The organism is Flavobacterium aquidurense, assembly GCF_001404985.1.
GTDB lineage: Bacteria > Bacteroidota > Bacteroidia > Flavobacteriales > Flavobacteriaceae > Flavobacterium > Flavobacterium aquidurense_B.
In genome coordinates, this window is the sequence record NZ_JRLF01000015.1 from 188,946 (window position 1) to 207,529 (window position 18,584).

General features: G+C 35.7%; 5 protein-coding genes. All 5 read right to left on the reverse strand.

The features are described 5' to 3' along the window. Positions 1–147: 147 nt before the first annotated feature. Complete coding sequence (locus tag RC62_RS19340) at positions 148–2,082, reverse strand: OmpA family protein (protein ID WP_055097953.1); 1,935 nt, start codon at positions 2,080–2,082, stop codon at positions 148–150. Positions 2,083–2,094: 12 nt separating this feature from the next. After that, a complete protein-coding gene (locus RC62_RS19345) occupies positions 2,095–3,027 on the reverse strand; it encodes a type IX secretion system membrane protein PorP/SprF (protein WP_055097954.1) in 933 nt (310 codons plus the stop codon). Positions 3,028–3,073: 46 nt separating this feature from the next. Next, entirely contained in the window at positions 3,074–13,489 is a 10,416-nt protein-coding gene (locus RC62_RS19350) for a gliding motility-associated C-terminal domain-containing protein (protein WP_055097955.1), read from the reverse strand. A 1,261-nt stretch (positions 13,490–14,750) separates the two neighbouring features. Next, positions 14,751–15,224 carry a DUF6495 family protein gene (locus RC62_RS19355; protein WP_055097956.1) on the reverse strand — a complete coding sequence of 158 codons (474 nt, stop codon included), beginning with the start codon at positions 15,222–15,224 and terminating at the stop codon, positions 14,751–14,753. A 112-nt stretch (positions 15,225–15,336) separates the two neighbouring features. Continuing rightward, entirely contained in the window at positions 15,337–18,507 is a 3,171-nt protein-coding gene (locus RC62_RS19360; RefSeq protein WP_055097957.1) for a TonB-dependent receptor, read from the reverse strand. Positions 18,508–18,584: the final 77 nt, after the last annotated feature.

An 18,584-nucleotide genomic window follows, 5' to 3' on the forward strand; every position in this document is an offset into this window, starting at 1 on the left:
ATCAAAAATCAAGTTGCAAAACGATGCAACTTGATTTTCTTCTTGCCCATTATTCTTAAAAAGAATTAAACAAAACCAACTTCCAAATGGTTTCTTCGTTTTATATCTCAACACTGATTATCAACAACCTAGCTTGCAAATATAAAACTATTTCTGAATAATGATAAAGTCTGATCGTCTGTTTAACAAATGTTCTTCTTCGGTACATTTTACTCCATTTTTACATTTATTAATTAAGCGTGTTTCGCCATAACCTATGGCGCTTTCTATTCTTGAGGTATCAATACCCTGAGAAATAATATAATCTCGTGTTGATTTTGCCCTGTTATCAGATAGTTTCAGGTTGTAAGCGTCTTTTCCTCTGGAATCTGTATGTGCTTCTATTTTGATTCGAATGTTAGGAAATTTTCTCATTATAAAAACTACTTTCGACAATTCTTCTATAGCCAGAGGTGTAATGTCGTATTTGTCGTAATCAAAATAAATTGGATTAACATCTACTTTTTCAACTCCTTTCTTTTTGACTACTAAATCATCGTAATTACTCAATTCAAAATTAACATCTATAATTTCTCCTTCGTTTTCCTTGGTCGTTTCTACTGTTTTTTCGTCATCACTATAATTTGTTTTTTTAGCGACTAGTCGAACTGTTTTATTACAAGGAACTGTAACGGCATATTTACCTTCGAAATTTGTTTTTGTTTCTGCCAAAATCTCGTTATATGAATTATAGGCCACAACGGTAACATCGCTTATAGGTAATTTAGATTTTCTGTCTAGTGCTTTACCTGAAATATTCTGGTTACAAACCGGTTCTCCTTTTATAAACGAATAAATATCATCATCTCCTTTACCTCCTGCTCTGTTTGATGATAGATAACCATAAGTGCCGGTTCTGTCAATTATAAAAGTAAAATCGTCTTTGTTACTGTTTACCGGTGTTCCAAGATTTCTTGGTGTACTAAATGTTCCGTCTGAAAGAAATTTACTTTCGTACACATCTAAATCTCCTAAGCCATAATGTCCATCTGAAGAAAAATAAAGTACTCCGTTACGAAAAAATGGAAAAAGATCATTACCCAGAGTATTAATTTTTGGTCCCAGATTTTGTGGCGAACTCATTGTTCCATCATCTGCAATCTTTACCACATACAGATCTGTTTCACCATATCCGCCCGGCATATCTGATGCGAAGAAAAGCCATTGACCATCATCACTTAAACTAGGATGCCCAACAGAATAATCATCATTATCAAAGAAAACCTTTTGTGGATTTTCTACTTTTCCGTCGACCATTGTTCCTTTAAGGATTTGAAAATTATTAATCTTATCCCTGTCAATAACTAATTTGTTTTTCTTGATAATATTCGACGAGTAATAAATGGTTTTTCCACTGGCATCAAAACTTGCTGTTGCTTCATGGTATTTGGTCATTACATTAGGCATGAACAAATTTTCGTTAAACAAACTTCCATCGGCCGGATTTCTTTCTGCAACATATAAATTCAGGAAAGGCTGATTGTTCCAATTGTATAACTTCTCTCCAAAATTTGTTGTGTCTCTTGCTGATGTAAATACAATTCTGTCTTGATAAAATGTGGCTCCAAAATCTGATTTGCCGGTATTTATTTCTAAATTTTTAATTTGATACAGAGATTTTGCTTTCGCTATGCTATCGAGTTGTTTTTTTTGGGCAACATATCGATTAATCTCTTTTTGATCTCCTTTTTTATTTAGATATTCTTTTGTGATTTTATCGGCATCGTCATAATCCATAACTGCTTTCATTGTCTGAATGTAACGCAGGTAATAGATATCTGTTAGATTATTTCCTTGCACTTCATATAATCTTTTGTACCATTTTAATGCATTTCTGGCATCTGAAATAAAATAATAAGAGTCAGCAGCATTTTTTATCGTTTGAGCCGATGGATTCTCTATGTTTTGCAAACATTCTTCGTAAGCTTTTGAAGCATCTAAGTAAGAGTAGTTTTTAAACAAAGCATCGGCCTTTTTTAAATTAGTTTGAGCAAAACCAAATGTAAAACTCAATACTAAACTCAGGATATATAATTTTTTCATAGGTTTTTATATTTAGAAGAATCTAGGAGATTTGATTTTACTTTCTTTTTTATTGAATTGATAGCGTAAAATGATTTCATGAGTTCCATCATTGTACTTGTTCAAATCACTAACGGTGTAATCAAAGGCATATCCGATATAGAAACTTTTGGATATTTGAAAACCTGCCAATATACTCACAGAATCATCTGTTCGATAAGATCCTCCAATTACAAATTTCTCTGCAATCATAAAGTTCGCCGATATATCAGCCGTAAGTGGCGCTCCGCTTACTGCTTTTACTAAAAATGCCGGCTTAAACTTTAAATTAGGATTCAGATCAAAAACATAACCTCCCATTAAATAATAATGCAAACGATCGTAATCTATCGATTCCTGAACATCGTCGTAATAATCATTTTGAAGAAAGCTTGGAATAGAGAATCCCAAATACCATTTATCAGTATAATAGTAAACCCCGGCTCCTACAGCTAATTTCATTTGATTGTCAATGTTTTGATTTAATAAAACATCATTATTATTATAATATCTCCCTTTAGACCAATCTACATTCAACATTCTCATACCTGCTTTTAGACCAAATGCTAATCTTTTTTCATATCCTAACGGAATTGAATAAGAGAAATTTCCGTCCAGATATAATTCGTTCGATGGACCAATTTTGTCATTTACGACGCTTAATCCCAAACCTATCATCTCATTTCGCAGCGGTGAATGTATAGAAAACGATTGTGTTTCTGGTGCCCCATCTATTCCAACCCATTGAGAACGGTGTAAAAGTGTGGCTTCTAATGTTCCCGTAGATCCAGCATAAGCTGGATTTACGGACATTGTGTTGTACATATATTGTGTGTACTCCGGATCTTGTTGTGCACTGGCACAAAATGTAATAAAAGAACATATTAAAATGAAATACGTTTCTAATGATTTTATATATAGTTTCATAACGATACTTATTAAGTTTAATTAATTAGATGATTAATACAGCTGATTATCTCATTATGGATAACCATCCTTTTTTAGCCGATCCATCTCCAATGGTTATCACATAAAAATAAGTACCTGTTGGCAACATATCTCCTCTATTAACCACTCCGGATACATTGGCAGTTCCGTCCCAATCATTTTCATAATGTTGTTTACTATATACTAATGAACCGTATCTGTTATAAACTTTCAACTCATTGTTAGGATATGATTCGATACAATCAATTCTGAACAGATCATTAGCTCCATCATTATTTGGAGTGAACTCATTGTAAACTGTCAAACAAATTGGTTCAACAAAAGCTGAAGCCGAATTATTTGATGCATCAACATCTAAAGGAGTCGAAATTTCGACAGTTGCAACGTTAAGGTAATTACCACTTGGCAATACTTCTGCAACTATTGTAAGTACTACGCTTTGTCCGGCATTTAAAGTTGGAATTGTCCAAAGTTGTGTCCCTAAATCGTATGTTCCTACAGTTGTAGATGCACTTACTAAATCATAGCCGCTTGGTAATAACTCGCTTACGATTGTATTGATAAAATTACCCTGACCTACGTTATTTACTGTTACCGTAAATGTTATCTGCTCACCAAAATTAGGTGTAGGATTGCTAACTGTGTTTGTAATCGTTAGATCAGAACAAGTTGCTACAGTAACATTTAAAGTTTTAGTGGTAGTCTCATTGCAAGTATTTGTATACTTAACCTCAACTTTACCCGGTCCAATATCAGACCATGAAACTGTTACAGATCCGTCAGCATTTCCTCCCCCGGAAGTAATTGTTCCGTTGGTAATTGACCAAACGTAATCAGATTTTCCGTTGGCAATTGAATATGTGATTCCCTGAAAAACACATGGCGTATCATCTGTAGTCGTGATTGGTACCAAAGCATCATTTTCAAAAGCAATCGTTACTCCTAATCTGGTAGCGCTCTCACAACCATTTGTTGTATTATTAAGTGCTGCTGCATAATATGTTGTAGCAGTAAGTGGTGTATTTGCTGCTAATGGTGTTCCGCCAGTTGCAGAAGTATACCATACTACATTTGCCTCATTTACAATAATACTTGCAATTGTTGGAACTGCTGACAAACAAAATGTTTGTGTTGTTTTTGGTGTAGTAACAATACCTGGCGTATTTACATTTACTGTAACCGCTAATCTTGCAGGATTTTCACAACCTGAACCACTCGCAATAACACCGTAATAAATACCGCTGGCTAAAGCTGTTGTTCCAGGAATTGCTGTTCCTCCTGTAGGAGTACTGTACCAGATTACATTTGCTTCATTTACCTGAATATTAGAAACCTTTGGCGCATTTACAGAACAGAAGTTCTGAGTTAACGAATTCGTTGTTGGTGTCGCCATTGGATTCACAATCGTAATCATAACCGGTAAACGACTTGCACTTTTACATCCTGTTACAGGATCTGTAATTTCTCCATAATAAGTACCTGAAGTTAAAGCTGTAGTTGCAGGAATTGCTGTTCCGCCTGTAGCAGCAACAAACCAACTTACATTACTTTCGTTCACTTGAATACTTGCAAAGGTTGGAGCACTGGTTGAACAGAAGTTCTGAGCTGCATTATTAGTTGTAGGAGTATTTGAGTTTCCAATTGTGATGGTCACTTTTAATCTAATACTACTTTCACAACCTGTAATTGCATCTTTTAATGCTGCATAATAATCTCCATTTGCCAAAGCTGTTGTTGTAGCAATTGGTGTTCCGCCTGTTGGAGTATTATACCAAACCACATTGCTTTGATTTACCTGAATATTTGCAATAGTTGAATTATTTTCTGAACAAAAAGCCTGTGTAGCCATAGTAGTTGTTGGTGTAGCCGGATCAGTAACATTTATAGTTACTGATAATCTTGTAACACTTTCACAACTTGTAGTTGCATCTTTTAAGGCTGCAAAATAAGTTCCGCTTGTAAGTGGCGTTGTAGACGCAATTGCTGTTCCGCCTGTTAGAGCCGTATACCAAACGATATTTGCCTGATTAAACTGAACACTTGCAAAAGTTGGCGCATTTGCCACACAGAAATTTTGCGTTCCTGCAGTTACCAATGTTGGTGTTCCAGGATCTGTAACGCTAATGGTTACCGATAATCTTGTAACACTCTCACAACTTGTAACAGGATCTACTAATGCCGCAAAATAAGTTCCGCTTGTAAGTGGCGTTGTAGAGGTAATTGCTGTTCCGCCTGTTAAAGCCGTATACCAAACGATATTTGTTTCGTTAAACTGAACACTTGCAAAAGTTGGTGCATTTACAAGACAGAAGTTTTGTGTTCCTGCAGTTACTAAAGTTGGTGTTCCAGGATCTGAAACATTAATGGTCACAGATAATCTTACCGCACTTTCGCAGGTTGTAGTTGCATCTTTTAAGGCTGCAAAATAAGTTCCGCTTGTGAGTGGCGTTGTAGACGGGATTGCTGTTCCGCCTGTTAAAGCTGTATACCAAACGATATTTGTTTCGTTAAACTGAACACTTGCAAAAGTTGGCGCATTTACCAGACAGAAGTTTTGTGTTCCTGCAGTTACCAATGTTGGTGTTCCAGGATCTGAAACATTAATGGTCACAGATAATCTAACAGAACTTTCGCAAGCTGTTGTAGCATCTTTTAAGGCTGCAAAATAAGTTCCGCTTGTAAGTGGTGTTGTAGACGGGATTGCTGTTCCACCTGTTAAAGCTGTATACCAAACGATATTTGTTTCGTTAAACTGAACACTTGCAAAGGTTGGTGCATTTACCAGACAGAAATTTTGTGTTCCAGCAGTTACCAATGTTGGCGTTGCAGGATCTGTAACGCTAATGGTCACTGATAATCTTACAGCACTTTCGCAAGTTGTAGTTGCATCAACTAAAGCCGCAAAATAAGTTCCGCTTGTAAGTGGTGTTGTAGACGGGATTACTGTTCCACCTGTTAAAGCTGTATACCAAACGATATTTGTTTCGTTAAACTGAACACTTGCAAAAGTTGGTGCATTTACCAGACAGAAGTTTTGTGTTCCTGCAGTTACCAATGTTGGTGTCCCAGGATCTGAAACATTAATGGTTACCGATAATCTTACCGCACTTTCACAAGTTGTAGTTGCATCAAGTAAAGCTGCAAAATAAGTTCCGCTTGTAAGTGGCGTTGTAGAAGGAATTGCTGTTCCACCTGTTAGAGCTGTATACCAAACGATATTTGTTTCGTTAAACTGAACACTTGCAAAAGTTGGCGCATTTACCAGACAGAAGTTTTGTGTTCCAGCAGTTACCAATGTTGGTGTTCCAGGATCTGAAACATTAATTGTCACTGATAATCTAACAGAACTTTCGCAAGCTGTTGTAGCATCTTTTAATGCCGCAAAATAAGTTCCGCTTGTAAGTGGTGTTGTAGACGGGATTGCTGTTCCGCCTGTTAAAGCCGTATACCAAACGATATTTGTTTCGTTAAACTGAACACTTGCAAAGGTTGGTGCATTTACCAGACAGAAGTTTTGTGTTCCTGCAGTTACCAATGTTGGCGTTCCAGGATCTGTAACGCTAATGGTTACCGATAATCTTACCGCACTTTCGCAAGTTGTAGTTGCATCAACTAAAGCCGCAAAATAAGTTCCGCTTGTAAGTGGCGTTGTAGACGGGATTGCTGTTCCACCTGTTAGAGCTGTATACCAAACGATATTTGTTTCGTTAAACTGAACACTTGCAAAGGTTGGTGCATTTACCAAACAGAAGTTTTGTGTTCCTGCAGTTACCAATGTTGGTGTCCCAGGATCTGAAACATTAATAGTCACAGATAATCTTACCGCACTTTCGCAGGTTGTAGTTGCATCAAGTAAAGCTGCAAAATAAGTTCCGCTTGTAAGTGGCGTTGTAGAAGGGATTGCTGTTCCGCCTGTTAAAGCTGTATACCAAACGATATTTGTTTCGTTAAACTGAACACTTGCAAAAGTTGGCGCATTTACCAGACAGAAACTTTGTGTTCCAGCAGTTACCAATGTTGGTGTCCCAGGATCTGAAACATTAATAGTCACAGATAATCTTACCGCACTTTCGCAGGTTGTTGTAGCATCAAGTAAAGCTGCAAAATAAGTTCCGCTTGTAAGTGGCGTTGTAGACGGGATTGCTGTTCCACCTGTTAAAGCCGTATACCAAACGATATTTGTTTCGTTAAACTGAACACTTGCAAAGGTTGGTGCATTTACCAGACAGAAATTTTGCGTTCCTGCAGTTACCAATGTTGGCGTTCCAGGATCTGTAACGCTAATGGTTACCGATAATCTTACCGAACTTTCACACGCCATCGTAGCATCTTTTAATGCTGCAAAATAAGTTCCGCTTGTAAGTGGTGTTGTAGACGGGATTGCTGTTCCGCCTGTTAAAGCTGTATACCAAACGATATTTGCTTCATTAAACTGAACACTTGCAAAAGTTGGAGCATCAGCCAGACAGAAATTTTGTGTTCCTGCAGTTACCAATGTTGGCGTAGCCGGATCGTTAATCATTACTGTTGCAACTTTCAACTCTCCATTTTTATTCTGACATGTATTATCACTTTTAACAGCAACATAATAAGAAATAGGACTCATGGCAGTTGTTAAACCTGAAGCTGTTAAAACTCCTGTACTACTCACGGCATAAGTTACTCCATTAATTACCCCATTAGAAATAGGCTGTGTTTTATTTTCATCCAGATACCAAAAGAAAACCGGATTTACTAAACCGCTGGTTGGTGTTAATACTGCATCTGTATCATGACAAATAGAAGCGTTATCTACACTAATATCTGTTATTAAAGAAGTTGGTAAAATAGTAAATGTTACTTGTTTTCTATCAGCTGGTGCAGTTTCACAATATTCATCTGAACTAAGTCCAACATAATAGGTGTAAGTTCCCGGAGCTAATCCGGTTAATACTAATTTAGGAGCAGTTTCTCCCACTATTTCCTGACTGGTTGTACCGTCAAAGCTATACCAGTGATATACCGGATTTGTAAGTACTGGTGTACCATTTAAGACTGCATCAAGTGTTACTGTCCCATCTTCGGCACATACAATTGTACTATTTCCTCCGTTTATCGTTACGTTTGCTATTGTAGCTGCAGGCGTAGTGGCTCTAACTATTACCGTTACTTCACCTCTTTCTAATGCAGGACAACCATAACGAATTGGCTGAATGTAATATTTATACGTTCCGGCAGCTAATGTTTCCGGAAGTGTATAAATCTGACCACTGGCTAACACATTTCCGCCTGTTGGGGAATCATACCAGACATAATCCGCACAAGATTTAGGCGGAACCTGGAGTGTAATATCTGCTCCGGGACAGACTGTTATATTGTTATCAAGATCTCCACCAATAACTTTTGTATTGGTTACACGATCTATAGTATGAACTCTAAGTTGATCTAATACACTTGCTACACCTCCAAAAGTAATAACCGCTTTATCATAAGGTTGAGTTTGCGGCGCAACGATTGTCATTGCCATTGTATCGCCTGAAAGCAATTTTAAAGTCAATAAGCTACTTGTATTTTGTATTGGAGCTCCAACAGGAATATTTCCTGAGTAAAGCTGAATAGTAAATCCGGTAAGTAAGTTAAGATTTAAAAGTGTTCCCGGTTTAGAGATTGTAATTCTTAAACTATCTCCCACCATAGAAGGTGTTCTAAAAGTTGTTGTAAGTTCAGCAGCAGCAAGTACTCCTGCCCCACTAAACATCGTAGCATAGGTTGCAACATCTCCATCAGCAATATTCCAAGGGTTAGAAACCCCTACAGTTGCTGTTAATGCTCCTACGCCTAAATCTCTTACGCCAGAGAAAATATCCTGAATATCACCTTGACCACAAGCAATTTGTGTTACTTGTTTTTTATAGTAAGCATCATAAACATTAATATTTTGCGCTACACTTAAAACAGATCCCAATTCTACACGAATACCATCATAATCCTGAAGACCAGCAGTATTAGAAGGAACAAATGTATATTCGAATGAGTTTTGTCCCGGTAATAAATTCAATAATGATCCTGATACAGATTGTAATGTTCCAATATCAACCGGGTTATTTGATCCGTCACGTTTAGTACCTATTACCGAAATATTTTGCCCTACTGCAAGTAAGCTATTTTCTAAACCTATTTTTACTGTTACCGCAGTTCCTTTAGGAATAGTTGTTGGCCATTGCAGATTTTGCCATGTTGTGCCAATTCCTAAAAGTCCTAAACCTGTAGTAATTGTTGAATATGTACTAGGATCACCATCTACTGCCAAAGGTCCGTTTGTAACTGATCCAGTAACAACTGATCCGGATAATTGAGAATTGGCATACACTCTTTCTAATAATGCATCACAAGCAGCTGCATCAATAACACTAATCGTTACTGTTTGGCTGGTTGTACAAGTGCCATTGCTAGCCACTACAGTATAGGTATAAACACCTACAGTATTAAGAACTCCTGTATTATTTGATGGCAGCACGTTCCCTTGTGGATCATACCATGTAATTGTTCCGTTTGAAGTTGCTGATAAAGCTACCGAAGTTCCTGTGTTAACAGCAATTGAACTCGTTACTCCTGTTAATGTTGGCAATGGATTAACAGTTACTGCAACCGGTACTCTAGCTGACGGACAATCAACACCAACGGTTTGTGCCTGAATAAAATAAGTACCACTTACCAGAATATTTCCTGCAGCTTGCTCTGTAATTGGATTATTTGCTGAATCAAAGAAAGTATAAGTTGTATTTCCTGATGTATCAAAATTTGAAATAGCATCTTTTAAGTTTACTTTACCACAAGCTGAATATGGACTTGTAACTGTTAAAGCTGAACCTGCCGGATAATTTACTATAACTTCTTTTAAAGTTCCATTTAAGTTTTCGCAAGTGCCTCCGTTAAGTACAGATACATAATAAGTATAAGGAGCATTAGCCGCAACAAGCCCACTAATAGTAAGTGCTCCGGTTGTAGCATCTTTTGCATAGGTTACACCTGCTATTGTACCTGTTGTAATTTCTTGTGCTTTATTTTGATCTGTATAATATTTAAATGTTGCTCCCGCTAAAGCAGAGGTTGGAGTCAATACAATACCTCCCGCACATGAAGCAGTTACAGGACTTGTAATTGCAATATCTGCAACTGTTGGAATAGGCAATACAGTAATTGTTACCGGTTGGCGAACGCTATTAATACACCCTCCACGAGTGGCTTCTAAATAATAAGTAGTCGTAACATTTAAAGGTGTAGAATTAACCGCTGCCAAATTTCCTCCTGTTGGAGCATCATACCATGCAAAAGTTTCTGTTCCTGTAGAAGATGCTGTCAAAGTAGGAGTTGTTCCCGCACAAATTGGTGCTGTTGCGCCAGTTATTGTTGCATTTGGAAATCTATAAGAAACCTCATAAATATTTAAGGTCGTTAATAACCCTACCAATGCACCAAATCTAATTTCAACTTTATTAAAAACTGCAGATGTAGGAAAGCTAACTTTAAATTTATTTCCTGATAATACCTGTAAATTCAATAAATTATTATTGATTAAAAGTCTGTCGTTGTTAAATGTTGCTCCATTATAAGTCGCTATACTAACAGATCCTAATAAGGCTACATCAGCAATTCCTCCAGGTAATTCTAATTCAATATCTATAATATCTCCTGCCTGGCCTGGTGTGCCAAAAGTTAATTGTTGTTGTATATAAGCATTCAATACTCCCGCAGGAATAGTCAGACTGGCAAATGTATTAATGTTACCATCATAAGAATTAACTTCATTACTGGATGTACATAAAACACACAATGCAACTGGTAAATTCGTATCTACACTTACCGCTTGCGAGTTTGGTTGTAAACAGCTGCTTATTGTATTAGTTACTATAACATTTATTGCAGCTCTTGAAGCACTTATACAGTCTGTAGCTAAATTTCTTGCCTGCACATAAAATGTTTTATTTGCTGTTAAAGCCGGACTTGGAGTATAAGTACTTGAATTTGCCAATAAAAGATTCCCTCCTGTTGGAGCATCATACCAATCATAAGAAACTCCTGCACTAGTTGTAACAGATAAGGTAACAGTTTGACCAGACTGAATAATTACATTTGAAGATACCGGAACCGGAACTGAAGCAGCCGGATTAACAGTAACTGTTACTGCTGTACGGGTAGGACTTAAACAACTGCCAATTACAGCTTCAACATGATAAGTAGTTGTTGCAGTTAAATTAGGTGTTGTATAAGAAGTGCCTGTAAACAATAAATTTCCTCCACTCGCTGCATCATACCAATTATAAGTTGTGCCTGCAACCGGTGTGTCGATTGTTATTGTTGTTGTTTCGCCACTACATAAACTTGATGGACTTGCAACCACAGGAGTTGGAGCTACAGGATTATTTACTGTAACAGCAACAGGTGTTCTTTCACTATTTACACAACCATTTCGAGTAACCTCTACATAATAAGTTGTATTAGCAGTCAAAGCCGGAGTTGTAATAGCGGCTGTACTAAATAATAAATTCCCTCCTGTTAAAGCATCATACCATTTTATAGTTTCACCCAAAGCAGCACTAGCAACTAAAGTTGCCGTTTGTCCACTGCAAATTGTTGTATTTCCTGAAATTACAGGTGCTTTATATCTGTAAGTTGCCTGATAGATATCTAAGCTTGTTAATACTGCTACCACAGCACCAAATCTGATTTCTACACGATCAAAATTTGCTCCGGCAACAATACTAGCTCTAAATCTGTTTCCTGATAATAATTGTAAAGAAACCAGCGGATTATTAATAAAAACCCTGTCTCCGTTATAGGTTGCTCCATTATAAGTTGCTAAACTAACGCCTCCCAGTAATGCAACATCCGCCAGTCCGCCTGGTAAAGCCAACTCAACATCTACAATATCACCCGTTTTTCCAGGATTATTAAATTGTAATGTTTGCTGGATCCATCCATTTACTAAACCTATAGGCAAAGTTAGTCGTGCCGAAGTAGCACTATTTCCATCAACTGAATTATTTGGTGTTGTAGAAGAACAAAGCAAACAAAGTCCGTTTTGAGCAGTCTGCTGGCTATTTGCTTCTAAACATCCTCCTAATGGGTTAGCCACAACAGTTACTGTAACCGGAACTCTTGTTGTGCTGACACATCCGCCTGCACTATTGCGTGACTCTACATAATATGTTTTGGTCGCCGTAAGTATTGGCGTTGTAAATGTATTTGAATCTCCTAATAATTTAGTTCCTCCGGTAGGTACATCATACCAATCAAGAGTAACACCTGCCTGACTTGTCGAAGCACTTAAAGTCGCATTTTGACCAGATAATATCGAAACACTTTGTGTTAATATTGTAGCTGGTCCAGGAACAGGAGTTGAAGTAACCGTAACCTGAGTACGTGCTGATTTACAAGTACCAATTGAAGCTTCTACATAAAAATTAGTAACTCCTGTAGATACAGTTGGTGTATAGGTATTACCTGTAGTTAATAATGTTCCTGCTGTAGGCGCACTATACCAGGAATAAGTTGTTCCTAAAACCGGATTTACAACTGATAAAGTTGTTGCCTGTGTTGCTCCCGTAGAACAAATTGTTGTTCCTGCAGGACTAATAACAGGTAATACAGGATCTATTACATTAATAGTTACCGGTAAACGATCACTGCTTTCGCAGCCAGCAATTCTTGAAGTGCTTACATAATAAGTAGTTGTAGCTGTTAACGCAGGCGTAGTATAAGTGCTTACGTTCGAAAGTGCTGTAGTAGATGTTGGCGAATCGTACCATGCTACTGTTGTACCAGTTGCAGCAGTTGCCGTAAGTGCAACTGATTGTCCAACACATACAGATTGTGTTTCACCATTAGTAATGGTTGGTTTTGCAAATTGCAAACGCACATCATATATTCTTAAATTCGACAATAAACTAACAAGCCCGCCTACTTGTATTCTAAGTTGATCAGCATCACCAGTTAATGTGTATCTAATAACACCAATTGTGTTTCCGGACAAAAGCTGAATATTTAGCAAAGGGCTATTTAGTGCAACCGTAGCTCCATTAGTATTTGTTGCTGAATTTCTTGCCTGAATACTTGCGTTAGACAACAAACCAACATCTAACAATGGTGAATTTGAACCATAATAAATAACAATTTGATCACCCGCTCTGGCCGTTTGATTAAGTGTTACCGTTTCTTGTGCGAAACAAAGAACACCCAGTGAATTTGTCAGTGTTGCATAAGTGCTTAAATCAGCATCATATGCAAAAGACGGATTAATAATTTCCGTCGTACCCAGACACACACCTCCAATACCTGAAGTATTTGAAATAGGTCTACAAAAAGTTTGTGCAAAGTTTTTATTGCACAAAAGCAATAAAAACAATAAGCCTAATAATCTCTTCTTTACGATGAGATCATAGAAAGTAAAATTTTTTTTCATAATTTGGAAGATTAGAAAATGGACAATAAAATACCTGTTGCGATAAGCACGTATGCTTAGGCAATTTTAAAAAATACTAAAAATCAACTAGTTAAAATGAAATTTAAATCCGTAGTATACTAAGAATGTAAACTCCATCTGAGTAAAAAAATCATGTTGTATTGCGTATACCGAAGTATACTAAAGAGCAGATTTTATTCTGAAAGAATAAAAATTGTCTCAAAAATTTTAGGGAATATTGACCTACATCAATCTTCCAAACGGAGTGATTTGTTAGTGGACTAATTTTCATAAAAGAAAATTTAAGTTGATGTAGAACTGAGGGAATTCTTAATATATAGTATGAAGTCAATATTTATAAAAAGTTGATTAGGCAATCTATAAACTTTGTTGATTTAGAATAAGTTCTAAAAATTGAATTCATTAATTTTAATAGGAGGCATTTTTTACATTTAAAAAAATTTAAACACAAAAATACCTTTCGTCAACAAAGCCGATAATAGGACTTTGAAAATAAAAAACTGACGTAAATAGAAAACTGTTGTGAAAAATTTGTGCTCGAACGAAAATCAGATTTTAAAATAAAACTGAAGATTTTCGATACAATAAAAGATAAAGCTAAAATAATATGTATACCTAGTACAAACTGGATAAAGAAAGTAAATGTCAATTCCATAAGCAAACTAATTAAAGTTATTATTTAAATCTTCAATTTTAAATTTTGAAAAAAAACATAAAAATTGCAATCTGAATCTGTTTAAAAAACAGCAATTAAAATGATGTTCTATTTTATGTTTTTTCAAAAAGCACAAAAACTACTTTGTTTAACTTTTGTATTCTAAAATTAGAAAAAAGTAAAATGCAAAACAAGAATAAAATTCTTATTTTTTTAGAAAATTTAAAAAAAAGAAATGAAAATTACATCCATAACCTCAGAAAAACCGACGTTTTTAACATTAAATCAACTGTTATAATTATCATAAAAAAATGTGAATAAAATTTGTTAAATCTCTAAAAAGTAAGTTTTAGATTACTTTTTATCTTTCTTAATCGTTTGATTTCTAACTAAAAAAGCAAAAATGAAAAGTAAAACTTACATTTTAAATTCAATAACACATTTCTTTACATATTTCAAAAAAAAAGAGTGGAAATACGGGGTAAATAAAATATAAAAGTTTAAACATGTGTTAAAAAAATAAAAAAAGGTAAATAATTTAACATCAATTATTTACCTTTTTTAAAAATATTATACAGCTAAAATCTAGGATTCAATAATAGTATTGATTTGAGTAAATAATTGTCCATCACTCAAAAATGCACCTTGTTGAATTAATTCAAAAATTGAGGCATTTCTATCCTCTGTAAATACCTTTTTACCTACTTTCATTTCTATGTTCTCAGTAAACATATTATCACTCAACCATTGTAAACCGTCTTTAGTCAAAAAATCAGTTTCAGGAACTAATGATTTCAAAACAATAGATTGCACTTCGGTCTCAAAACATTGAAAAAGGAAAATATGATTTTTAGAAAAATGTTCTAAAAATTCAGCTCTTGACAAAACGCCTTCCCAAATTAAATCTGAAAAGACATCCAGCTCCTGTTCCGCCACTTCCGGTTTATTTATTTTAATAGAATCCCATTCTGCTTTATCTATGGCCTGAGTAGCTAAAAAGCTGGCAAATTCTGCATGCAATTCATCAAATTGCTCTTTTGTTAATCTTGCGTATTTCATTCGTGTTTATTTGTCAGATTTATTCAATAGCATTTTTATGCTATTTCAGACTTTTTATAATAAAAAAGCCCTCTTAATTTAAGAGGGCAAATTTACACTATTTTTTATTTTCCTAGAAAATATATCGTATACCAAATTGCATCTGCCATCTTGATGTTAAACTGGCATCATAGCTAAACGTTTTTGTTTGTGTATTGGTAAAAGTATAAGTAGGTGTATTTCCTGCTACAGTAACCCCAATTGGCTGTACACTGGTAGGAACCTGAACTACACCCCAATCTGAATTAATCAAATTACCAAGATTTAAAATATCAATACTGAACTGGATTGTATTCTTTTTTTCTGAAGCTGATGAAACCCTGAAATTATAATCCTGTAAAAATTTAAAATCACATCTTCCCCTCCACGGAGAAATTGCCCCATAGCGCTCAGCATATTGCCCTCTTCTTGTTTTTAAATATTTATCCTGCTCAATATATTTATCAAAAGCTTCTCCTTGTCCCGCTCCAGTAAATGTCATTTGTCCAATTTCAGCTGTTGTAGGGATATAAATCAAATCATTAACGGCAGAACCATCGTTATTAATATCTCCGCCATAAGTATAGTTAAAACGTCCTCCTTGTGCGTATTCAAAAAAAGCAGAAACTGTAGACGCCCACTTATCATTGCTTCCATATTTCCATTTTTTAGAAGCTACACCAATAAAACGATGATTATCACCATATTTAGAGTTCGAAAGAACATCTTTATTCACATTTCCCAATGCAGGGTTAAATGCAAAAGCATCGCCTGTAATTTCAGCCTCGATTGAGTTAACATCTTTAGATACTAAATAGTTATAAGCCACACTTGCGTATAAACCATTATCAAAATTTTTCTGAACTTTAACACTGGCATTAAAAGCAAATCCTTTATTAGAATTTGTCATAACATAGGCATTATTTGCTCCTTTATCTGCTGCAGTATATATCAACCTTGCATCTGCTCCGGAAAGAGTTCCTGTAGGATCTTTTAACCCCCAGTTTTGCACCTGAACACCATTTATATCCTTATTGTATGAAAAATCGAAAGTTAAAATATAATTGCTTTCAAATTTATGATCATATCCTAAACTTGTTCTCCAAACCTGAGGCCATTTGTAATCCGGATCCATAATCTGGAAAAAACTGTCATCAGCACCACTTACCTGATTTCCTAACCAAACAAACGGAATTCTACCGGTAAAAATTCCGGATCCACCTCGCAATTGCGAAGTGGCGTTGCCTTTGACATCCCAGTTAAAACCAATTCTTGGAGACCATAAAATTCTGTCACTAGGTAAATTGGTCGAAATTAATTTAACTGCTTCTCCGGTATCCGGATCATAATAATCAATATTATTATCCCTTCCGGCACCTCCGTTATCAGTATCAATATATTTCTGAATCAAATCAGCAGTATTAAAATACAATGGCTTATCGATTCTTAAACCCAAAGACAATTTAAAATCTTCAGTAACACTAAAATCATCCTGTGCATAAAAAGCCAATTGACCTACGTTTAGTTCCGCGAGTTTCCAGCCTCCATCGCTGCCAACTGCAAATTGACTTTTTGTATTAAAGGTGTCCTGAGCATATTGCAAATTTTGAGCAACTATACTTGTTGCATAGGGCTTTGCAGCATCATCCAAAAAATCCTGTGTAGTAAAATAAGGTGTAAAGAAAGTTCCGGCATAACCATTTGGATTTCCAAAATTGTCATATCCGCCTAAATTAAATGAATTCGCGAATTTAAATTTTTCAAAAGATGATCCAAACGTAAAAGAATGTTTTCCTACTGTGTAAGTTAAGTTGTCTGTAATCTGAATCACTTTCTGATCCAGCGTATTATTGATCGAAAATGGTTCATGACCTGCAATAATATAATTTGATCCCGCACCGTCCTGAATATTAATTACCGGAGCCGGAGTTGAAAACGGATCACGATAATCATTAAAATGGGTATAACCTGCCTGTAGTTTATTAGAAACTGATTCACTGAATTTTGAATTCAATTCCAGCAAAAATGAACTCAGTTTATTATTAATCTGATATCCCGAGTTTTGAAACTGCAAGATAGAAGCATTTGGTCCTCTAAACCCCAAAGCTGTTGGATGCGCAGGTTTATCTTTTGAAGCATCCAGAAAATTATAAATCACAGCTAACTTATGATTATCATTAATATTCCAGTCTACTTTTATAATTCCTTTACTGGAATTAGATTCATGGATAAATCCCTGATATGCACCAGTATTATATCCTAAATTCGCCAATGCATTAGAAACTGCAATCAGGTCAGATTCTAAAACCCTGGATTCATTAATTCCTGTAACGCCATCATTATTATTGGCTATAAAATTAGACCCTAAGTCACTTCTTTTGTCAATTTCAAAATTTCCAAATATAAATAACTTATCCTTTATAATAGGCGCTCCCAAACTAAATCCTGCCTGAGTCTGTTCCAGACTTGGTACAAAGATTTTTTCTCCTTTGATTTTACTTCCGGTTAAATCCTGATTTCTGTAAAAGGCATATGCCGTACCATGAAACTCATTTGTTCCGGATTTCGTAACAGCATTTACAGAAGCACCTGTAAAACCTGATAAAGTCACGTCGTAAGGAGCAGTTGCTACCTGAATTTGCTCAATTGCATCTAACGAAATAGGCTGTGCTCCGGTTTGACCTCCCGGAGTTGCGGCATCTAAGCCAAAAGGATTATTAAAAATTGCTCCGTTTAAAGAGTAATTATTATATTGATCATTTCGCCCTCCAAAAGAACCGCCGCTTGCAGTTGGTTCTAATCTGGTAAAATCTTCAGCTGATCGTGAAATAGTTGGCAGTGCCGTTAATTCCCTTCGTCCAATTGTGGTTTCTGCACCCGTTTTTCCACTCTTAAAAACTTTATCCTTAGATACGATTTTAACTTCTTCTAATGTCTGGCTTTCATCATTTAAAACAACATCTAAATTAAAAGCCTTACCCAAATCAAGATATACATCATTATATTCCTGATTTTGATATCCTACAAAAGTTACTAAGATTTTGTAAGGACCACCAATTCTCATATTTAAAATATTAAACCTTCCGTCTTCATTAGAAAGAGAAGAATATTTTGAACCCGTAGGAGTATGTATGGCGAGGATAGTTGCCCCGGGCAAAAGTTCGTTGCCTGAACTTTTTACAATACCCTTAATACTCGAAGTTGTGGTTTGCCCTGTAACCACAGTGGCAATAAAAACACATAATAAGGTTACGATTTTTTTCATTTTCCTGGTTTTGAGTGAGTTATTCCTCTCAAAATTAGGCAAAAAAAAATCACTCCTAAGAGTGATTTTCATATTTT

Bases quoted from the DNA above. Each gene is read 5' to 3' on its own strand.
- RC62_RS19340 (WP_055097953.1), bottom strand. From the start codon at position 2,082: ATGAAAAAATTATATATCCTGAGTTTAGTATTGAGTTTTACATTTGGT.
- RC62_RS19345 (WP_055097954.1), bottom strand. From the start codon at position 3,027: ATGAAACTATATATAAAATCATTAGAAACGTATTTCATTTTAATATGT.
- RC62_RS19350 (WP_055097955.1), bottom strand. From the start codon at position 13,489: ATGAAAAAAAATTTTACTTTCTATGATCTCATCGTAAAGAAGAGATTA.
- RC62_RS19355 (WP_055097956.1), bottom strand. From the start codon at position 15,224: ATGAAATACGCAAGATTAACAAAAGAGCAATTTGATGAATTGCATGCA.
- RC62_RS19360 (WP_055097957.1), bottom strand. From the start codon at position 18,507: ATGAAAAAAATCGTAACCTTATTATGTGTTTTTATTGCCACTGTGGTT.